Genomic DNA, 18457 nt, shown 5'->3' with positions numbered 1-18457 from the left:
ATTTTTCTTTACAAAGATAAACTGAGTTTGCCATGTTACATGGTATCGCCTGCACTGGCGCGGATATGAGAGATGTGTTCCGCAATCAGGTGAAGACGATAATAATATTTTTCAAAAATATCATCGTACATGCGGTGCCTGTTTTCCAGGAAAGCGTTCAGTGCTTCGTGAATGAATTCTTCAAAAGTCTGCTGTTCACTCACCTTGATTAGACACTCAAACACGGGCTCCATACTGGTGGCAAACTTTGTCTTTACCTGTATATCCGCCATACAGGTGATCATATCCTTGTATAAATTAGGGGCCTTGGCAAAAGGAACATAATGGATAGCGGTAAACCCATCTTCGTCATACACGTATTTATTTACTTCTTCCGAAAGTAAAAACTGCACTACTTCCCGGTTATTATTATGCCTGGTAGCGAGCAACAATGGCGTATCCAGGCTTGCCAGCACAAAATTAAAATGAATATTATGTTCAATCAGTAACAGCAGCATATCTGTAATAGCTGCCAGTCGGTGATGTTTGAAGATATACGCAATGGCAAAAAGATAATCGGCGTTATCTATAATCAGCCGCGCACCTTTCTTCAATGCATATTGCACCGCCTGTGGCTTGTTGGCTCCAACAGCACAAAAAATAATAGGAATAATGCCTTCTTTCTTATAGTGTATATCTGCGCCACCTTCTTCAATCAGCAATTCTGCCGCCTCAAAAAATATTTCCTGGTTTTCAAGTAAATCGCAAAGTAGTTCGGAGCGCTCATTCCGCGTAAGGGAAGAGAGATTGTATCCAAGCCCGGTGATAATTTCATCTGGCTCCTGGCTGATTCTCACTTTGCGCTTCAGGTCGTACAGCGAAATTTTTTGCATATGGTTTTCATAGTGTATAATAGCTGGTGGGAGAGAACCTGTTCATAGGATGAAAATAAGAGAAAAGTAATAGTTGATAGCCAGTTAGTTAAAATCAAAATCAGCTATTGGACATTCATTATCCTTCTCCGAAATCAGTTGGTGCAATAATGGTTTGTGTTCAAAGGTAATAATTTTTAATATATTAGGTCCGCCATTCTCAGGAGAGGAGCGTTATATGTGAAGTGCGTAGGCAATTGGAATCACCTTTTTTATCATGTTGCAAGAAAATCCCACACTGCGCAAGCTCTGCAGCACTTTTCTATTACTTTGATCCCAGAGTTGAACGAAATATATTCAGCCCCCCTATAACGGATACACCCCACGTAGCATCAATTAACCCGGATCAATTAATCCCTCATTACCATGAAGAATTTTTTACTGTTAGCTTTGCTGCTGATTACGGCTAAGTATTGTTATCCTCAAAATTGCAGTAACCCATTGCGCATCGTTGTGCTGGGCTCTTCCACCGCCTGGGGCAATGGGGTACCCAGCCGTGACAGTGCCTGGACGTTCCGATTTGCCCGTTATCTGAAAGCAAATCATCACCCCGCCGATACGGTGATCAACCTGGCAGTGGGCGGCTTTACCACACAAAATATACAGGCCACCGGTACACCGTCTTACACCGTATTGGGTACGACTTTTACGGTAGATGTAAATAAAAATATTACCCGTGCCATTGCGCTCCTGCCCGATGCCATTATTATCAACATCTCCAATGATGATGAAGGACGCGGCTTTCCTTTATCAGTACAGGTAGCTAATTTCCTGGCACTGAAGCAAGTGGCTGCCCAGGCCAATATTCCACTATGGGTTGCTACCACCCAACCACGCGATAACCTGGGCACTGCCGGTGCCGGTCACCTGCTGCAAATGAAAGATAGCATCTCCTTCTATTTCGGCGATAAGGCTATCGACTTCTGGACAGGTCTGGTTTCCGGGACTAATCAGATAGCGGCTGCATACAGCGTTGGTGATGGTTTCCATTTCAACTCTGCCGGTCAACAAATACTATTCGACAGGGTAGTGGCCAAACAAATCCCGCAAGTACTTTGTACACCGCTTTCTACCGCTGCATTTCAACTGACTTCATTTGCCGTGAATCAATGGAAAGATTCACTGCAACTGAAATGGACCACTGCCAGGGAAGTGAAAAGCAAATATTTCGTAGTAGAACGAAGCACCGATTCCCTAAACTGGAGCCTGTTAAGCCAGTTCGCAGCTGCAGGGAACAGTACTACAAACAGGACCTATACCCTTACGGATATAACGTTTCCCAAACTGCCCACCTACTACCGGTTGAATATGGTGGATTCAGCAGATGGTCACACCTACAGCGCAGCCCTGAAAGGGACGCCTGATACGCTGTACTACACTCCGTTCCGGCTGTCGGCTTTTACGCTGAATAGTTTGCCCGGTAAAATAAAACTGGACTGGACCACGTTGCCGGAAAGTAATACACTAACGTTTACGGTAGAACGTAGTATAGACTCGCTCACCTGGACGGCTACCGGAAATGTAGCAGCAGCAGGTAATACCACTACGCCAAGGAATTATACCTATACAGATAATACAGCAACCCCTAACCAGCTTTATTTCTACCGGCTCAATATGGAAGCTACAGGGAGCAGGCATTCTTATAGCACAGTTGTAAAAGGGCAGGTCGCAAATATTCCTGCCAACTGCAGTAACCCGTTGCGGATCGTCGTGTTGGGCTCTTCCACCGCCTGGGGTAATGCACTTCCCAGCCGCGACAGCGCCTGGGCGTTTCGTTTCGCGAGGTACCTGAAAGCCAATCATAACCCCGCCGACACGGTCATCAATCTAGCGGTGGGTGGCTATACCACACAAAATATACAGGCCACCGGCACGCCGCCTTACACCGTGCTGGGTTCCACTTTTTCAGTAGATGTAAATAAAAATATCACCCGCGCTATTGGGTTGTTGCCCGATGCCATCATTATTAATATCTCCAATGATGATGAAGGACGCGGATTTCCTTTATCTGCGCAGTTGGCTAATTTCCTCGCACTCAGGCAGGTGGCGGCCCAGGCCAATATTCCATTATGGGTAGCTACCACCCAGCCACGGGATAACCTGGGTACAGCCGGCGCCGGTCACCTGAAGCAAATGAAAGACAGCATCACGTTCTATTTCGGCGATAAGGCCATCGACTTCTGGACTGGCCTTACTTCTGCCACCAATCAGATAGCCGCCGCATATAGTGCCGGCGATGGCTTCCATTTCAATTCCGCCGGTCAACAGATTATCTTCGACAGAGTAGTGGCCAAACAAATCCCGCAAGTGCTTTGTACGCCGTCTTCTACCGCTGCATTTCAACTGACTTCATTTGCCGTGAACCAATGGAAAGATTCACTGCAGCTGAAATGGACCACAGCTAGGGAAGTAAAAAGCAAATATTTCGCGGTAGAACAAAGCACCGATTCCCTGAACTGGAGCCTCCTGATTCAGGTAGCAGCTGCAGGAAACAGTACTGCTAACAGGACGTATTCACTTATGGATGCGACTTATCCCAAACTGCTAAAGTATTACCGGCTGAACATGGTGGATTCTTCGGATGCGCACACTTATAGTGCAGTTGTGAAAGGCATTCCTGACACGCTCTACTACACGCCATTTCACCTGTCAGCTTTTGCGCTGACCAGTTTACCCGGTAAAATAAAGCTGGACTGGAGTACGCAGCTGGAAAGTAATACGCTAACGTTTACGGTAGAACGCAGTACAGACTCTCTTACCTGGACTGCTGTCGGAAATGTGGGAGCTGCAGGTAATTCTGCTACACCGCAGCATTATGTATATAACGACAATACCGTAACGGTTAATCAGCTTTATTTTTACAGGTTGAACATGACGGCTACCGGCAACAGACACTTCTATAGTACAGTGGTAAAAGGCAAAGCAGATAACATTGCTCCTAACTGTGGTAACCCACTGCGTATTGTAGTATTGGGATCCTCTACTGCATATGGTGATGGTTTGCCTACCCGCGACAGCGCCTGGACATTCCGTTTTGCACGTTATCTGAAAGCCAGTCACAATGCCGCAGATACGGTGATTAACCTCGCTATTGGAGGGTACACTACCCAACACATTATGCCGGATGGTACACCACCTTATACTTCATTAGGTAATACTTTTTATGTAGATGTGCAGCATAATATTACCAGGGCCCTTGCCCTGAATCCGGATGCCATCATCATCAATATGCCAACCAATGATGAAGCGCGTGGCTTTCCGCTGGTGAAACAAACAGCCAACTACCTGGCATTGAAACAGCTGGCCGCACAGGCCAATGTTCCGCTGTGGGTAACTACCACACAGCCCCGCGGTAACCTGGGATATGATGCGGCCATCCGGTTGCGGCAAATGAGAGACACAATTATCGCTTACTTCGGGAATAAATCCATTGATTTTTATAATGGACTCGCTACCAGTATCGGATTTATTGTTCCTGCTTACAACAGCGGAGATGATGTGCATTTCAATTCGCTGGGTCAGAGTATATTGTTCGATAGAGTGGTGGCGGCAGACATCYCGGATTCCCTTTGTATGCCTGCTGCTGCCCGGGATAGTTATATGATCACGACTCCGAAAATAAGTAAGCCGGAAGAAGTGGTTGTTACCGGTATCAGGCTGTATCCTAACCCTGCCGGCGACTATGTACTTTTACAGGGCATAGGAGGAAAAGTATATAAAGTGGAGATGTATACTACGCAAGGTGCGTTGGTATACTTGCAGGATAAGGCAACGGGTAATCGCCTGGATATAAGCCGGCTGAGACCGGGCATTTATTTCGTAATCGTCAATAGTACACAACGTTTTAAGCTGGTGAAATTGTAAAAAAAAAGCGTTCTGGTTGTTCAATACAGCCGGAACGTTTTTTATTGTGTATGTAACACCCTGGTATATCGGGCACCAGCACTATTTATTTTCCTGGTGCTTCCACAGTTCCTGGAACGGCTCACTGTTATTACGCAGGTAATGAAACGTTCCTTCTGCTACCACTCTTCCCCGGTTCAGCACATAGATGTAGTCGAACTGTGGGAGCAGGTGTAGCCGGTGCATGGCCGATATCACCGCTTTATCAGCAAATGCCTCGAACATCTTATCGTAGATCATGGCCTCCGTTTTCGGATCTACGCTGCTGGTGGGTTCATCGAGCAGGATTACTTCACTGTCGCGCGCAGCGAGAATGCCACGTGCCAGTGCCAGTCGTTGTTTCTGTCCGCCGGAGAGGTTTACGCCTTTCTCACGTATGTCTGAAGCAAGGCCCTGCGGCAGCATGTCCACTACCTCTGAAAAATGAGCGCTTTCACATACCGACAGTACTTCTTCCTGCGAAAATGGTAGGCCCAGTGTGACATTATACTCAATGGTATTCTCAAATATTTCCGGCTCCTGTGGAAACAGTGTAACACTTTCATTCAGGGTGGCTAACGGCAACGGACCTCCGTCTACCTGTAACACCGTGCTTTGCTCTGGTTCGTACAGTCCACGTAAGATGGCCAGCAGCGTACTTTTTCCACTGCCGCTTTCTCCGATCAGTGCTACCTTTTTTCCTTTTTCTATTAAGATATGGAGTTCATGTAAACTCTGGGGCGCATGCGCATCGTCATATGCTGCCAGGTGTGAAAAATTAAGGTCACTGATGGTGATCTTCTGCCAGTTGGCTGGTAATTCGGGTGCAGCATCCGGGCGATGGTGCAACGTATAGGCGTCGCTGATATTAGTGGCGGTTTCTACTGCCGTATTGAATTGTACTACGTCGGTATACTGCCAAGCCGCATCCTGGAATACGCTGGTGAACTGGTTTACATAGCCCAGCAGCATCACCAGTCCCGCTACCTGGAATACTTCACCGGGTACCCAGTGTTGAAAAATATAACCGATGGCAATAACGCAATAAATCAGTGCAATCACCATTTCGGCCACAAACCATTTCCATTCGTTGATCAGTGTATTTTTCCTGAAAGGTGGCCAGATGCGCTGCACTTTTGCCAGCAACCCATTTTCCATGCTCTTTTCCAGCCGCAGGGTAATAACAGTCATGATATTGGAAAGACTGTCGAACAACGTAGCTGATACCACATGTTCCCGCTCATTCATCTCATTCAGCGTTTTGATGAAGGGGCGGTCAAACCGCAGCAGTAGCCACATGCACAATACCCCCATCACGATGCCTATGCTGCCATACAAAGGAGAGAAGTATAACATGGCGATCATAGAAAAAAACAGTTTACATACGGCATGCAGGTACATAAATCCGCGCTCGAAAAACTCTTTCAGGGATTCGTACGCTTTACGTATACGGTTAATGACCGAACCACTGTGGTTATCCTGGTGCCATTTTACGGGAAGGTGAAGTGCCTGGTGGTACCGCTCCCTCAGGAAATTGCGGCTCAGGTTAAAGGCCAGTTGTCGTTCCATAATCCTGGCAGGGCCATGGAGGCACCATTCCACGAGCTTTAAGGCAAAATAGGCGCCCGCATACAGAAAGGCATATCGTGGCAGTTGGGTGGAGTCCTGCTGTATTTTGCCAATAAACCAGCCAAATAACACGGGGTTTAGCGAAAAGGTGATGTTGGCCAGGAAAAATAATACATAGACCAGCAGGTACTTTTTACGTTCGTGCCGGGCATACTTCCAGGCTGTTTTCAGTAGAGAAATATAAGGGTTGGGCATGGCTCCGGTTTAATCATCTGCCCTAAAATTAAACTATTTAGCAGGAAAGTGCCAGCCGGCAGGTAAACAAAAATAGCAACCCGCTGTTATGGTACGATATTCGCATATCCTCAATTGTAAAATCTTACCATATGAAAAGGTTCTTTGTTTTAAAAACTTTCATGCTCCTGACGTTGGCTGTTATGACCACCACCGGTCTTTTTGCCCAGGACACAAAAGCACAGAAAAAAGCAGAAAAGGTAGCACAGATTAAATCACTGATCGATTCTCAGAATTATGTATTTGTGGCGCAGAATGCCTTCCCTATGAATGGCCGCATGCGCAGCATCACGCCAGATTATAACGTCACCGTGTCCACTGATTCTATTGTGAGTTATCTGCCGTTTTTTGGCCGCGCTTATACTGCCGATTATGGCTTCACAAAATCACCGCTGGACTTTAAAACCAAGTCCTTCGATTATTCCGCCAAGCCAGGTAAAAAAGATGGATGGTCTATTACCGTGAAGCCAAAAGACAATAAATCCGTGCAGTCTATGAACTTAACCGTTTCAAGCGAAGGCTATGCTTCCTTGCAGGTGACCAGCAATGACCGGTCCGCGATGAGTTTTAACGGTTATATAACAGAAAGAAAAGTTAAGAAAAGTAAATAGCGGATTTCCCGTTTAAAAAAGAAGAGCGAAGCCGGGAGGCTTCGCTCTTCTTATATCAGATAGTTTTTACCATTTCATAATTCGTTAACGCTACTTCTCCTAATTGCACCTGCTGCGTGGCGATCACCTTAAATCCCTGCTTTTCGAAGAACGGTCTGGCAGTAATACTCACATAAGCCGTCAGTGTTGATAATCCCAGTTCCGCTGCCTTTGTATAGATCTGCTGAATTAATAACCTGGCAATACCCTGTCCCTGGTAATCTTTGTGCACATACATCATGTCCAGCTCTCCATCATTTTCCAGGGAAGAAAAGCCTGTAATTACATTATCTGCGGTAACTGCTACATAAAAGTATTGTTCCTGTATTTTATTTTCGAGAGAAGTAATTCTTTCCCCGGTAGAAGCCCATGCACTTATTTGTTCCGGGTTATAATGCCGGCTGTTAATATGCGTGATAGTGCCCTGGTACAGGTTTTTAAGGGAGGGTATATCTTGCAGGGTGGCCAGACGTATTTGCATATTGATTTTTTAATGCAAGGATAACGTTATTTTAGTGATGCAATAAATTTTTATCGTGATGGCTAACCATGCAAATATTACCACCTTATTCCTCGATATCGGTGGCGTACTACTCACCAATGGCTGGGACAGGGCTGCCCGCAAGCTGGCTGTTCAAACTTATGGTTTGGATGCGCTCGAGATGGAAGAACGACATCACCTTACCTTCGATACGTATGAGGAAGGTAAACTTACCCTGGATGAATACCTGAGCAGGGTGGTGTTTTATGAAGACCGCTCTTTTACACGTCAGCAGTTCCGTGAATTTATGTTTGCTCAGTCGGCCCCATATCCGGAGATGCTGGAGATGGTGACACAGCTGAAGGCAAAGTATAAACTGAAGATTGCTATCGTTAATAATGAAGGGCGGGAGCTGAATGAACACCGGATCCGGCACTTTAATATCAGCAGTTTTGTAGACTTCTACATTTCTTCCTGCTTTGTACACTTCCGTAAACCGGATGCCGATATCTATAAAATCGCATTGGATATTGCACAGGTGAAACCGGGTGAAGTGGTGTACCTCGAAGACCGGTCCATGTTTGTAGATGTGGCAAATGGATTGGGCATAAATGGTATTTGTCATACTGATTATGAAAGCACGCGCAGGAAGCTGGAAGCTTTTGGGCTAACATTGTAACAGGGGAGACGGGTACTACGCGGGAGCAGAGACTATGGGTGTATGTACCATTTATTATTGCCGGAGAATGGCTTTATTTATAAGAGCAGTAGCGAAATGTAAATGAATAGTAAAGGGTTCATGTACATTTCGCTACATCTTTTTAAAATATATTAAAATCTATAGAAAATAAAAACATAGTCAATTTGTACCCTTTTTTTGCCGTTGGTGTAATTTTTTAACCCCTGATACCTACTTTGTTACAATTAATTTCTATTTTGTTGGCATGATTCAAATTTAGCACAGTTCCACGTTTTAGCGGTAGTTGATAATTTAATTTTCATTAACATTTGGGGTTACCTGTATAAAAGAAGTGATGCACCGGCTGAAAGGCTAAATGCATTTAGCAATCAATGTAAACTTTTAAAAAAAATCCAGATCTATGCTTAGATGGAACAAGTTCCGTCCAAAGTTAAAACAGTTAGGTGTGTACGACCGGAGAACTTTGGTATTGATTTTAAGTATTGGCAGTTGTCAACAAATGATGGCACAAAACAAATTGCCATTAACAGATTTATCTGCATTTCAGCAGCCCGCCAGCAACTGGCGTATAGCCGGTGGCGTTAAAGCAGACCTGCAGCAGAACAACCTGCTGGAAACCAGTGCCGGTACAGGCATCCTGGTAAATCAGCCAGATAAAAAAAATCAGGTAGATCTTTACAGCACGTTACAACATGGTGACCTGGACCTGGAACTCGACTTCCTGATGGCCAAAGGTTCCAATTCCGGTATCTATTTACAGGGAAGATATGAGATCCAGTTGCTCGACAGCTGGGGCACCACTACACCACGCGCATCGGATAATGGTGGCATCTACGAACGTTGGAATGACAGCAAGCCGGAAGGGCAGCAAGGCTATGATGGTCATGCGCCACGCCAGAATGCAAGTCGTGCACCCGGTTTATGGCAGCACATGAAAATTGCTTTCCAGGCTCCCCGCTTTGATGCAGCCGGTAATAAAATTGCCGATGCTGTGATCCTGAAGCTGGAACTGAATGGTGTAACCATCCAGGAAAATGTAGTACTGTCTGGCCCTACACGTGGCGCTATGCAAAATAATGAAGTAGCCTCCGGCCCACTCCGCATACAGGGAGATCACGGCCTCGTAGCATTCAGAAATATTGTGATCAACAACTACAGCACTCCGAAACCAACACTGCAGGACGTGAAGTACAGCGTATACAAAGGCCGGTTCGATAAACAACCAGACTTTGCTACGCTGAAACCCGTTGCTACCGGCACCGCCGCGCAACTGACTTCCAATGTGACGGGCTTACCGGATAATGAATTCCTGGTACGTTATATCGCCACATTATCCGTAAAAACGGCGGGCAAATATGGCTTTAACCTCCACACCTCCGGTGGTCCGGGGTTATTGAAGGTAAATAACCAGGCAGTAATCAATCCACGTGGATGGGATGGTAATGGTACTATTGACCTGCAGCCAGGAGACTATCCGGTGGAAGTGTTATATGCTAAAAATACTGACTGGGCAAAGGCTTCACTGACCTTGTCCGTAAAAGAAGCGGGTATCCGCGAATTTGTGATCAGCGATACCAACGTACCGGTAGATGATCCTACAGATCCTATCCTGGTAACAGCTAATGAAAACACCGTATTGCGCAGCTTTATGGATGTTCGTGGTGGTAAACGCGTGGTACATGCAGTATCAGTAGGTAGTCCTGCTAAAGTGCATTACACCTACGATATGGACAATGGTGCACCTTTCCAGGTATGGCGCGGCGAATTCCTTAACACCACCCCGATGTGGCATGACCGTGGCGATGGATCTTCCCGTCCTATGGGCATGGTACAGGTGCTGACCAATCAGCCTTCACTGGCCATAGAGAAACTGGCTAGTAAAGAAGCTGCCTGGAGTTCAGATACTACCGGCACAGGCTTCCGCCCAACCGGTTACGCACTCGATGAAAACGGCAAGCCGACTTTCCATTATAATGTATATGGTACCGCTGTAACAGACGATATCAGCGTGCTGCCGGAAAATCAGGGTATTCACCGTACCGTTACAGTACAACAACCTGCGGCTGACCTGTATCTGCGTATAGCCGTTGGAGATAGTATAGAACAGGTATCTCCGGGTTTATATGTGATCGGTGATAAATCTTATTATGTGAAGATGGACGATGCCAAGGCAAATCCCATCATCCGCAACCAGAACGGCCGCGCAGAACTGATAGTGCCGGTACAGGCTAAAACAGGTTATGCGGTTATCTTCTAAGCAGCAATACTAATGACTATTATGAAACTGAATTATAAAAGAATTACAGCAGGAATAGCCGCAGGTATGTTCCTGATGACGACTGCTATCACCTCTGTAAAAGCACAGGAATCTCCTAAGGAAGAGGACTTTTTCCGCATTGCGCGTATCAGTTCACCAGAAGGGACCCTGCTGGAAGTAGGTGGCTTATGCACCCTGCCTAATGGCGACCTTGGCGTAGCTACCCGCCGTGGCGATATTTTTATTGTAGAGAATCCAACCAGCAACAAACCATACTTCAGAAAAGTAGCTTCCGGGCTGCATGAAGTACTGGGACTGGCTTACAAGAACGGTTCCCTCTACTGCGCACAACGCGGTGAACTGACTAAAATGACCGATACCAATATGGACGGTAAAATGGACCTGTTCGAAACCGTATACTCCTGGCCTTTATCCGGTCACTATCATGAATACAGCTTTGGTCCCGTACTGGGCCCGGATGGCTCTTTCTTTGTATCCGGCAACGTAGCCTTCGGTGACGAAGAGTGGTGGCGTGGTGAAAGCCGCGTTCCCTGGAGAGGCTGGATGATGCACATTACCGAAGATGGTAAAATGGAACCATGGGCAACCGGTTTCCGTTCTCCCTGCGGTTTAGGTACCATCGATGGTGAACTGTTTTACACAGAAAATCAGGGCGACTGGATGGGTTCCGGTGGACTCACCCATGTAAAGAAAGGTAGCTTTGTAGGCCACCCTGCCGGTTTACGCTGGACAGGTATGCCTAACTCTCCTGTTAAGTTGACTACAGAAGAACTGTACAGTAAAGTGGATCCCCGTTATCGCAAAGATGCCAATGGCAATGCGATCAAACCGGAAAACGTAGAAAATGAAAAGTTTGTGACGCTGTTTGATATGAAGAAATATTTTCCTGAAGTACAGCTGCCGGCAGTATGGCTGCCACACGGTGTTTTAGGAATCTCCAACTCACAGCTTACCACCATTCCGGATGGCGCTTTTGGTCCTTTTGCCAAGCAAGTGCTGATCGGTGACCAGGGACAAAGCAAAATCATGCGCGTGTACCTGGAAAAAGTAAAAGGAGAATACCAGGGTGCTGCCTGGGATTTCAGAAGTGGCTTTCAGTCCGGCGTATTGCGCCTGGCCTGGGGTAAAGATGGTTCCCTCTTTGTAGGTGAAACCAACCGTGGATGGGGTTCTGCCGGTGATGCCAATCAGGGTCTTCAACGCCTTGTATGGAACAACCGTGTTCCTTTTGAAATGAGAACCGTTAGTGCTATGCCTGATGGTTTTGAAATCACTTTCACGCAACCTGTAGACAAGAAATATGCAGAAGATATCGCTTCCTATAATGTAGAAAGCTTTATCTATAAATATCACCCCGTATATGGCAGCCCTACTGTTAACTCAGAAAAGCTGACCATCAAAGGTGTACAGGTATCTCCTGATGGCATGAAGGTACGTCTGGTGATCGATGGGCTGCGTCAGTACTACATTCACAAACTGAGTCTGAATGGTATCCGTACCACCGAAAAATCATACTCACTGGTACACCCGGATGTATACTATACGCTGAATAATATTCCTGACGGAGATAAGCTGCCGGTATCTGCATTGAGCACCAAAAACTCTGCTAACAAACCCGCTACCACTGCTACGAAAGTGGCTGATGCAAAAGCTGCATCTACCGCTGCTACACCAGCAGCAGCTAAGCCATTGACTTACGAACAGGTAAAACCATTGCTGAATAAATATACCTGCTCTTCCTGTCATAATCCTGACAAGAAACAAGTAGGTCCTGGTTTTAAAGAAGTAGCCAAAAGGAATTATTCAGTGGCGAAAATATTGGCACTGATCAAAAATCCTAAGCCGGAAAACTGGCCTGGATATGCTACACCAATGCCTCCTTTCCCGCAGGTGCCACAGGCCGATGCGGTGAAAATTGCCACCTGGATCAACTCGTTGAAGTAAGCTGTTAGCTGTTAGCTTTTAGCTTTTAGCAAAATGCCACGGAGATGAACATATATACTATGTTCTCCGTGGCATTTTGCTAAAAGCTAAAAGCTAATGGCTAACAGCTAATTCATTATCTCTTCAATTTCTTCCGCTTCGATCGGAATAGTTGCCATCAGATCTTCATACCCCTCTGCGGTAACGAGCAGATTGTTTTCTATTCTTACACCAATTCCTTCTTCCGCATTATAAATACCAGGTTCGTTGGTAATCACGGCGCCTATTGGCATTGGCTCATGAAAATAGCCGGCATCATGTACATCCAGACCTATAAAGTGTGAAACGTTATGGTAGCTGTATTTCTGCAGATAGAAAGCGGCCCCGTTTTTCCGGATGTCAGCCGGAGTGCATAAACCCAATTGACACAGCGCTTCCAGGATCAGCTCATTGGAAGCCTGCCACAAGTCTATCAACGGTATTCCGGCGCGCACATGCTGCCGCAGTTGTTGGTGTACCTGTAATACTGCATCATAATAGGCGCGTTGCCGGGGTGTATAGCGGCCATTGACAGGGATGGTGCGGGTAAGGTCTGCATTGTAAAGATCCTGACTGGCAGCGGCATCTATCAATACCAGGTCGCCGTCTTTACCGGCTTTTTCATTTGCACGGTAGTGTAATATGCAGGTATCTGCCCCAAAAGCTACTACAGGTTTATAATCCGCCCAGGTAGTATGTTGCTGCATGTATTCATGAATCAGTTCCCCTGCAATCTGGTAGCCGGTTTTACCTGGCTTTACAAATTTCAGCAATCGCCGGAAACCTGCTTCCGTGACATTGCATGCCTTGCGCAGTAATACAATTTCTTCCGGTGTTTTGGCCATGCGTTGTTTTGCCAGCAAGGGATACAGCCGGTCATATTCATGCAGGGGATATAAATTTTTACAGGTTAGCAGTAGCCTGTCTTCCCGGGTCTGTGTTTCATTTTCTGAACGGGCGTGTTCATTGGAATGAAGTAATATGCGGCGACAAAGTGGTATTACTTTCTTCATCACAGTCCAGAACTCATCGGTATAATAAATAGTAGTGATACCCGACAGCGTGGCGGCGGCTTCTTTATCGATAGTATGTCCCAGCCACTTAACGAAGAGCTGGTCGGTACGTTTGATAAAAAGTATTTCCCGCAGGGCCGCATCCGGATGGCCGGGACAAAGCACCAGCATGGCATCTTCTTCTTTGATACCACTGAGATAGTACAGATTTACGTTCGGGAAATACTGTATGGTGCCATCTCCATTGGTAGGCATAGTATCGTTGGCCGTCAGAATAGCGACTGCATCTGGGGGAAACTGGCTGACCAGTCTTTTACGCTGATTAGAAAACATAGTGGAATGCTTTTATTGCATAACAAACTTAAAGGACAGGGGGGAAGGAGTTGGTGTAAAAATGCGACAGTTTTCGCGATAAGGKATTGTTTAGAACCTGACGGCGGACCGCTGCCGCCATTCTTTGCGGAAATGTGAGAAATCATGATAACCCAGTGCTTCCCAGTCGGCCTTATAGCCGTGTTGTACGTATTGTGTGACCGCCTCACGGAATCGCAGAATAGACAAGCACTGTTTTGGGTTGATGTCCAGCGAAGTAGTAAAATATCGTTCCAGTGTGCGGGGAGAGAGATAGAGTAATGCCGCCAGTTTCTTTAACTGGTAGCCGGATTGCAGCAATGCCGGCCCGTTGAGAGATTGCTGTACATAGCGGAAATGCCTGCCGGATGCGGGTAATGGCGCCTGGCTACGAAGGAATTCATCCAGCAATACTTTAATACGGTCAGGCGCTGCGGCGTCGTACACGGCAGATTCCAACCGGGGGAGATGTTGCAGCGCATCTCCGGCCGGCAGTGTTTTCCCATTGATCTCTGCGCCCTTGATATGAAAGAGGTAGTTAAGAGAGGCTGGTTTAAACTTGATACCTACCAGGTAGTTATTAAAAAGATGCCGGTAAGCCACAGCTGTAGGGCGATAGCCGATTAATTCACTTTGGGSGCTGGTATGCAGCCATCGGTTTTGGGCGTCATACATTTCAAAAGGAGCGCCCAGGTTTAATACCAGTGAAGAACACATGTTGGCGAGCAGTAATTCCCTGAACTCCTGTTGTTGCAGGGCTGGTTGGCGTAAGTCCAGCAGCCAGTAATATACCACATGTTCCGACAGATCAGCTGCCGGCGCCATGAACCGGTACTGACTGGAAAAATATTGCTGGTCTATTAATTCAATGGCTTGCATGATAACTGGTGTAATAGTACAGCAAATTACAAATAAGCAGTGATTAATATTTCCGGATGCCGGGGTGAACTTTTTCAGGCAACGCCTGTTAACTATGTATGACTATGAAAAACACTATTGCAGCGGCTAACCCTCCTGTATTTGTTTTTCCCCTGATATTACTTTTTAAAATAATCAAGATACGGTTGATAAACAGGCACAGCATCTTGTATGGTTCAAGATGTGCAGGGGCGGGCCCTTGAGCGATGTAGCGCCCGCCCTTTTTTTTCTTAAGTAAGATTAAACATAAACCCGATACCATAGATATTGCGGATGCTGATATTTTCATTGCCCTGAAAGTATTTGCGGAAGCGGGATACAAAAACATCCAGACTTCTCCCCACAAAGTAATCATTGGCGCCCCATACCTGGTGGAGTATATCTTCCCGCCGAATCACTTTATTACTGTTGTGATAGAAATGCAACAGCAGATCACTTTCCAATGGTGTGAGAATGGTTTCTTTACCATTGGGTGCTACCAGTTTAAGTGAATCTTTATGAAAGCGCATGCCGCCCAATTCAATAGCATTCACTTTGGCGATGCTGTTTACAACCTGGTTTCGTTTAAGAATATTTTTTATGCGCAACACCAATTCATCTACATCAAAGGGTTTTACAATGTAGTCGTCTGCACCGATCTTCAGACCATATAAACGGTCTTTCTTTTCACCACGTGCGGTGAGAAAAAGGAAAGGTACATTGGGCTGTATTTTCATGATGCGCTGTGCAAATTCAAAACCATCCATTTCAGGAAGGTTAATATCTATCAATATGATATGCCAGGCTTGCGGCGTGGCAGTAAAGGCTTCCAATGCAGCCTGACCATTTTGTTGCCAGTCGACCGCAAAGTCCATCAGCTCCAGGTATTGTTTCACTACATTACCGAGGTCTGTTTCATCTTCTACCAGCAGAATGTGATGTTTCATGTGATGATGTTTTTGTAGGTATGCTAATTGTAAATGTACTGCCAGCTCCCGGCTCGCTGTAGACCCTGATTTTCCAGCCATGCGTATCAACGCATTGCTTTACATAATAGAGTCCCAGTCCTAAACCCTTGGTGGGTTTGGAAAGCCGGGGTTGATGGCGGTAGAATTTTTCAAAAATATGGCGCTGGGTATTGGCATCCATACCAATACCATTATCTTGTATGATCAGGTCCAGTCCTTCTTTTTGTTGCAGGACGCTGAGCATAATTTCTTTCTGTGTATGATCATTATACTTCACGGCATTGTCCAGGATGTTTTGCAGGAGTGTCGTAAAATGAAATGTATCTGCTTCAATGCTGGCCGGAAAATTTTGTTTGTTAAAGGTGAAGCGGATGGCCTGGTTGGAGGTATTAAGACTGTATACCGCCAGTATTTCCGTGATTAGTTCCTGCAGATCATTCGTGGTGCGTTTGAGTTGCAGCTTTTCCGTGGCGGCAATGTTAATCACCTTTTCTACCAGTAGTTTCAGGCGTTCTGCCTGCCGGTGAATGATCACGGACAAAGCAGTAACACTCTGTTTATTGTCCAGTGTTTTTTCGTTCTGTATATTTTTATTGGCTACAATAATAGCAGTAATAGGTGTATTGAATTCGTGGGTAATATTATTGATGAAGTCCGACTTCATATCCGATAAATGTTTTTGCCGGATCCATTTATGCAGGGTAATACCAAAGAGGGTAATCACTGCAAGGAGCGTGAGTATACCGGGTAGAATGGTATATCTCATTTGTTGTAGTACCAGGGTACGGCGGTTATATGGATCTGCATAAAAAGAAAAGGAGAGTGAATAAGAATAGGGCAGGGGAGAATTGGCTACTAATGAGGAGGCAGCACTGCTTTCACTCAGTTGTTGCAGGTTACCACAAATATATAAGCCCATTTCCGACTGGTGGGCAGCCGGGATGAGTGGATATTTTTTGAACCGGTTATAGAGGTTCACATACTGGTTGTCTTTGAATTTAATGTCCAGTCGGTGAATGCAGAGTGCATAGAGCAGGGAATCCTGGATGCCATCTTTTACTTTGATGGCTTTCAGCAGACTGTCTGCATTTTCATGTTTTATTAATTCACCAACAATGTTGTTCACCAGGTGCTGGGCGGCAGTATCATAGCTTTGGGGATTGGTTTTATACAAATTTTCCAGGTAAGCATATTGTGGTATAATAATGCTGTCGAGCAATGGCTGCCCGCCCGGAAATAGTTTATCGTTGGCGATGGCCAGGTTATAGGCTTCCCCTATCCTGCCTTTTTCCACGTAGTTAAAGCGGCTGTCGAGCAGCTGATAGGTGTTGTATATCAGGAAAAACTGAACAATGGCCAATGCCACGATACATATAACTGCTGTCAGGATATACAGCTTGATAGAATGCCTCATTTCCTGCGTTATTAATTTTGGTTGCTATGCTGATATTTCATTCATCATCGGCAATAATAGTCGTGCTAACGGATTTGCATCCCGTTAGTTTCCGCTTCCTGTTATTAAATATGATTTGCTTGTTGTTGGCTGTTGTTGCCCTAAGGTACTATTTTTTTGTATTAGAAAATCGATTTAGCAAATTAAATTATCAGGTGCTTTGGGGGGAGATGAAACTGGCCAAAGCTGCATCTCTGCCGCGCATGATGCTCTTTTACTTTGTGTAATACCGTCTGGCTATAAAAGACAGGGGTAGTCCGATCATGGCCATGAGGATGGCGATATTCAGCAGTGCGCCGACTAAACGAAGGGGGCTATGTGGTACATGACTCCGTGGAAGGACGATAAACTGCATGATGGTCCATACCAGCAAGCCGTAAGCGAGACCTGTTGCCACCGGGTAGTTACGGAGGCCGGGTATTTTAGGATAGATACTCAGGAAAATATAGGACCAGGTACCTGCGATGAAGTAATGAAATAACAATCCCAGCCAGGTCATGGCCGGATTGCCGTTGAAGGCTTCTTTACCAAATACGCCGCTGCTGATATAGGCGAATAGTTTGGAGAGCGGGGCTCCATGGGAAACGATCGTGAAATAAACGCAAGCAGACAAGATATCCAATGTACCGGTAATGATGCCGGCAAATAAAACGATACCAAGAAAGGTGGACGGAAGACGCATGTGATTGATTGTTTAGGAGGGATTTTGGTTGCTTCTCTTAAATTATAATATTCTTTCATAAAAACGTGCAAAAAGGGTGAAAATTTAACGTCTTATGTGAAGGGATTATTAACAAATATTAAAAACTGCTTAAAATTTTAACAGTTATTATTGATAATCATTAATATATAAATTTATAAAAAGAAAATTTAAACAGATGATTAAATAAACGCTTGTTTAAATTAAACGTTTGTTTAACTTTGCTTTGTCAAATCTAAAAAAGGAACATGGAAGAGTATAGTGAAAAACAGCTCTCAATTTTAAAAGTTGCAGAGCGGCTATTTGCCGATCAGGGCTTTCATGGCACATCGGTAAGGGACATAGCAC

14 protein-coding genes are annotated in these 18457 nt (G+C 45.6%); 6 read left to right on the top strand and 8 right to left on the bottom strand.

All coding sequences use genetic code 11. From position 1 onward, the window contains the following. Window positions 1-35 precede the first annotated feature (35 nt). The gene (locus tag AC1DP6_RS29535) at window positions 36-872 is read right to left on the bottom strand and encodes a hypothetical protein (protein ID WP_477058105.1); all 837 of its coding nucleotides are present in this window, start codon (window positions 870-872) and stop codon (window positions 36-38) included. 405 nt (window positions 873-1277) lie between these two features. Between AC1DP6_RS29535 and AC1DP6_RS29530 the strand changes: the two genes are divergently transcribed. Continuing rightward, window positions 1278-4775, top strand: coding sequence for a GDSL-type esterase/lipase family protein (locus AC1DP6_RS29530; protein ID WP_477058104.1), 3498 nt, complete (start codon window positions 1278-1280; stop codon window positions 4773-4775). An 81-nt stretch (window positions 4776-4856) separates the two neighbouring features. On the opposite strand, the gene AC1DP6_RS29525 is transcribed toward AC1DP6_RS29530, so the two are convergent. Then, complete coding sequence (locus AC1DP6_RS29525) at window positions 4857-6617, bottom strand: ABC transporter ATP-binding protein (protein WP_477058103.1); 1761 nt, start codon at window positions 6615-6617, stop codon at window positions 4857-4859. A 131-nt stretch (window positions 6618-6748) separates the two neighbouring features. Between AC1DP6_RS29525 and AC1DP6_RS29520 the strand changes: the two genes are divergently transcribed. Beyond that, window positions 6749-7267, top strand: coding sequence for a DUF4251 domain-containing protein (locus AC1DP6_RS29520; protein ID WP_477058102.1), 519 nt, complete (start codon window positions 6749-6751; stop codon window positions 7265-7267). 55 nt (window positions 7268-7322) lie between these two features. Here the strand turns inward: AC1DP6_RS29520 and AC1DP6_RS29515 are convergent, their stop codons facing one another. Then, a complete protein-coding gene (locus AC1DP6_RS29515) occupies window positions 7323-7787 on the bottom strand; it encodes a GNAT family N-acetyltransferase (protein ID WP_477058101.1) in 465 nt (154 codons plus the stop codon). A 58-nt stretch (window positions 7788-7845) separates the two neighbouring features. On the opposite strand from AC1DP6_RS29515, the gene AC1DP6_RS29510 reads away from it, so the two are divergent. From AC1DP6_RS29510 to AC1DP6_RS29500, 3 genes are all read left to right on the top strand, one after another. Further along, the gene (locus AC1DP6_RS29510) at window positions 7846-8466 is read left to right on the top strand and encodes an HAD family hydrolase (RefSeq protein ID WP_477024188.1); all 621 of its coding nucleotides are present in this window, start codon (window positions 7846-7848) and stop codon (window positions 8464-8466) included. A gap of 421 nt (window positions 8467-8887) precedes the next feature. Beyond that, window positions 8888-10744: a 3-keto-alpha-glucoside-1,2-lyase-like domain-containing protein gene (locus AC1DP6_RS29505; protein ID WP_477058100.1), complete on the top strand. Its 1857-nt coding sequence runs from the start codon at window positions 8888-8890 to the stop codon at window positions 10742-10744. A 21-nt stretch (window positions 10745-10765) separates the two neighbouring features. Then, window positions 10766-12709, top strand: coding sequence for a hypothetical protein (locus AC1DP6_RS29500; RefSeq protein ID WP_477058099.1), 1944 nt, complete (start codon window positions 10766-10768; stop codon window positions 12707-12709). A gap of 107 nt (window positions 12710-12816) precedes the next feature. Here the strand turns inward: AC1DP6_RS29500 and AC1DP6_RS29495 are convergent, their stop codons facing one another. From AC1DP6_RS29495 to AC1DP6_RS29475, 5 genes are all read right to left on the bottom strand, one after another. Continuing rightward, window positions 12817-14073 (bottom strand): aminopeptidase P family protein, encoded by a 1257-nt coding sequence (locus tag AC1DP6_RS29495; protein ID WP_477058098.1) that lies wholly within the window; start codon window positions 14071-14073, stop codon window positions 12817-12819. A gap of 90 nt (window positions 14074-14163) precedes the next feature. Next, entirely contained in the window at window positions 14164-14970 is an 807-nt protein-coding gene (locus tag AC1DP6_RS29490) for a DUF6597 domain-containing transcriptional factor (protein WP_477058097.1), read from the bottom strand. A gap of 269 nt (window positions 14971-15239) precedes the next feature. Continuing rightward, window positions 15240-15935 (bottom strand): response regulator transcription factor, encoded by a 696-nt coding sequence (locus tag AC1DP6_RS29485; protein WP_477024183.1) that lies wholly within the window; start codon window positions 15933-15935, stop codon window positions 15240-15242. Further along, window positions 15904-17370 (bottom strand): sensor histidine kinase, encoded by a 1467-nt coding sequence (locus AC1DP6_RS29480; RefSeq protein ID WP_477058096.1) that lies wholly within the window; start codon window positions 17368-17370, stop codon window positions 15904-15906. The genes AC1DP6_RS29485 and AC1DP6_RS29480 overlap by 32 nt, the downstream gene beginning before the upstream one ends. A gap of 253 nt (window positions 17371-17623) precedes the next feature. After that, on the bottom strand, window positions 17624-18091 hold the full coding sequence (locus AC1DP6_RS29475) for a hypothetical protein (protein WP_477058095.1): 468 nt from the start codon (window positions 18089-18091) through the stop codon (window positions 17624-17626). A 266-nt stretch (window positions 18092-18357) separates the two neighbouring features. Between AC1DP6_RS29475 and AC1DP6_RS29470 the strand changes: the two genes are divergently transcribed. Then, window positions 18358-18457, top strand: a 100-nt coding sequence (locus tag AC1DP6_RS29470) for a TetR family transcriptional regulator (protein ID WP_477058139.1), incomplete at its 3' end; no start/stop codon positions are given.

The sequence above is a fragment of the Chitinophaga sp. 01L420 genome, from assembly GCF_056399985.1.
Note: the sequence above shows the minus strand (reverse complement) of the source record. Positions and strands in the feature narration are given on the sequence as shown.

Excerpts from the sequence above, each read along its gene's own strand:
- AC1DP6_RS29475 (WP_477058095.1), bottom strand. The coding sequence starts at position 18,091 with ATGCGTCTTCCGTCCACCTTTCTTGGTATCGTTTTATTTGCCGGCATC.
- AC1DP6_RS29525 (WP_477058103.1), bottom strand. The coding sequence starts at position 6,617 with ATGCCCAACCCTTATATTTCTCTACTGAAAACAGCCTGGAAGTATGCC.
- AC1DP6_RS29485 (WP_477024183.1), bottom strand. The coding sequence starts at position 15,935 with ATGAAACATCACATTCTGCTGGTAGAAGATGAAACAGACCTCGGTAAT.
- AC1DP6_RS29480 (WP_477058096.1), bottom strand. The coding sequence starts at position 17,370 with ATGAGGCATTCTATCAAGCTGTATATCCTGACAGCAGTTATATGTATC.
- AC1DP6_RS29535 (WP_477058105.1), bottom strand. The coding sequence starts at position 872 with ATGCAAAAAATTTCGCTGTACGACCTGAAGCGCAAAGTGAGAATCAGC.
- AC1DP6_RS29515 (WP_477058101.1), bottom strand. The coding sequence starts at position 7,787 with ATGCAAATACGTCTGGCCACCCTGCAAGATATACCCTCCCTTAAAAAC.
- AC1DP6_RS29505 (WP_477058100.1), top strand. The coding sequence starts at position 8,888 with ATGCTTAGATGGAACAAGTTCCGTCCAAAGTTAAAACAGTTAGGTGTG.
- AC1DP6_RS29510 (WP_477024188.1), top strand. The coding sequence starts at position 7,846 with ATGGCTAACCATGCAAATATTACCACCTTATTCCTCGATATCGGTGGC.
- AC1DP6_RS29495 (WP_477058098.1), bottom strand. The coding sequence starts at position 14,073 with ATGTTTTCTAATCAGCGTAAAAGACTGGTCAGCCAGTTTCCCCCAGAT.
- AC1DP6_RS29520 (WP_477058102.1), top strand. The coding sequence starts at position 6,749 with ATGAAAAGGTTCTTTGTTTTAAAAACTTTCATGCTCCTGACGTTGGCT.
- AC1DP6_RS29500 (WP_477058099.1), top strand. The coding sequence starts at position 10,766 with ATGAAACTGAATTATAAAAGAATTACAGCAGGAATAGCCGCAGGTATG.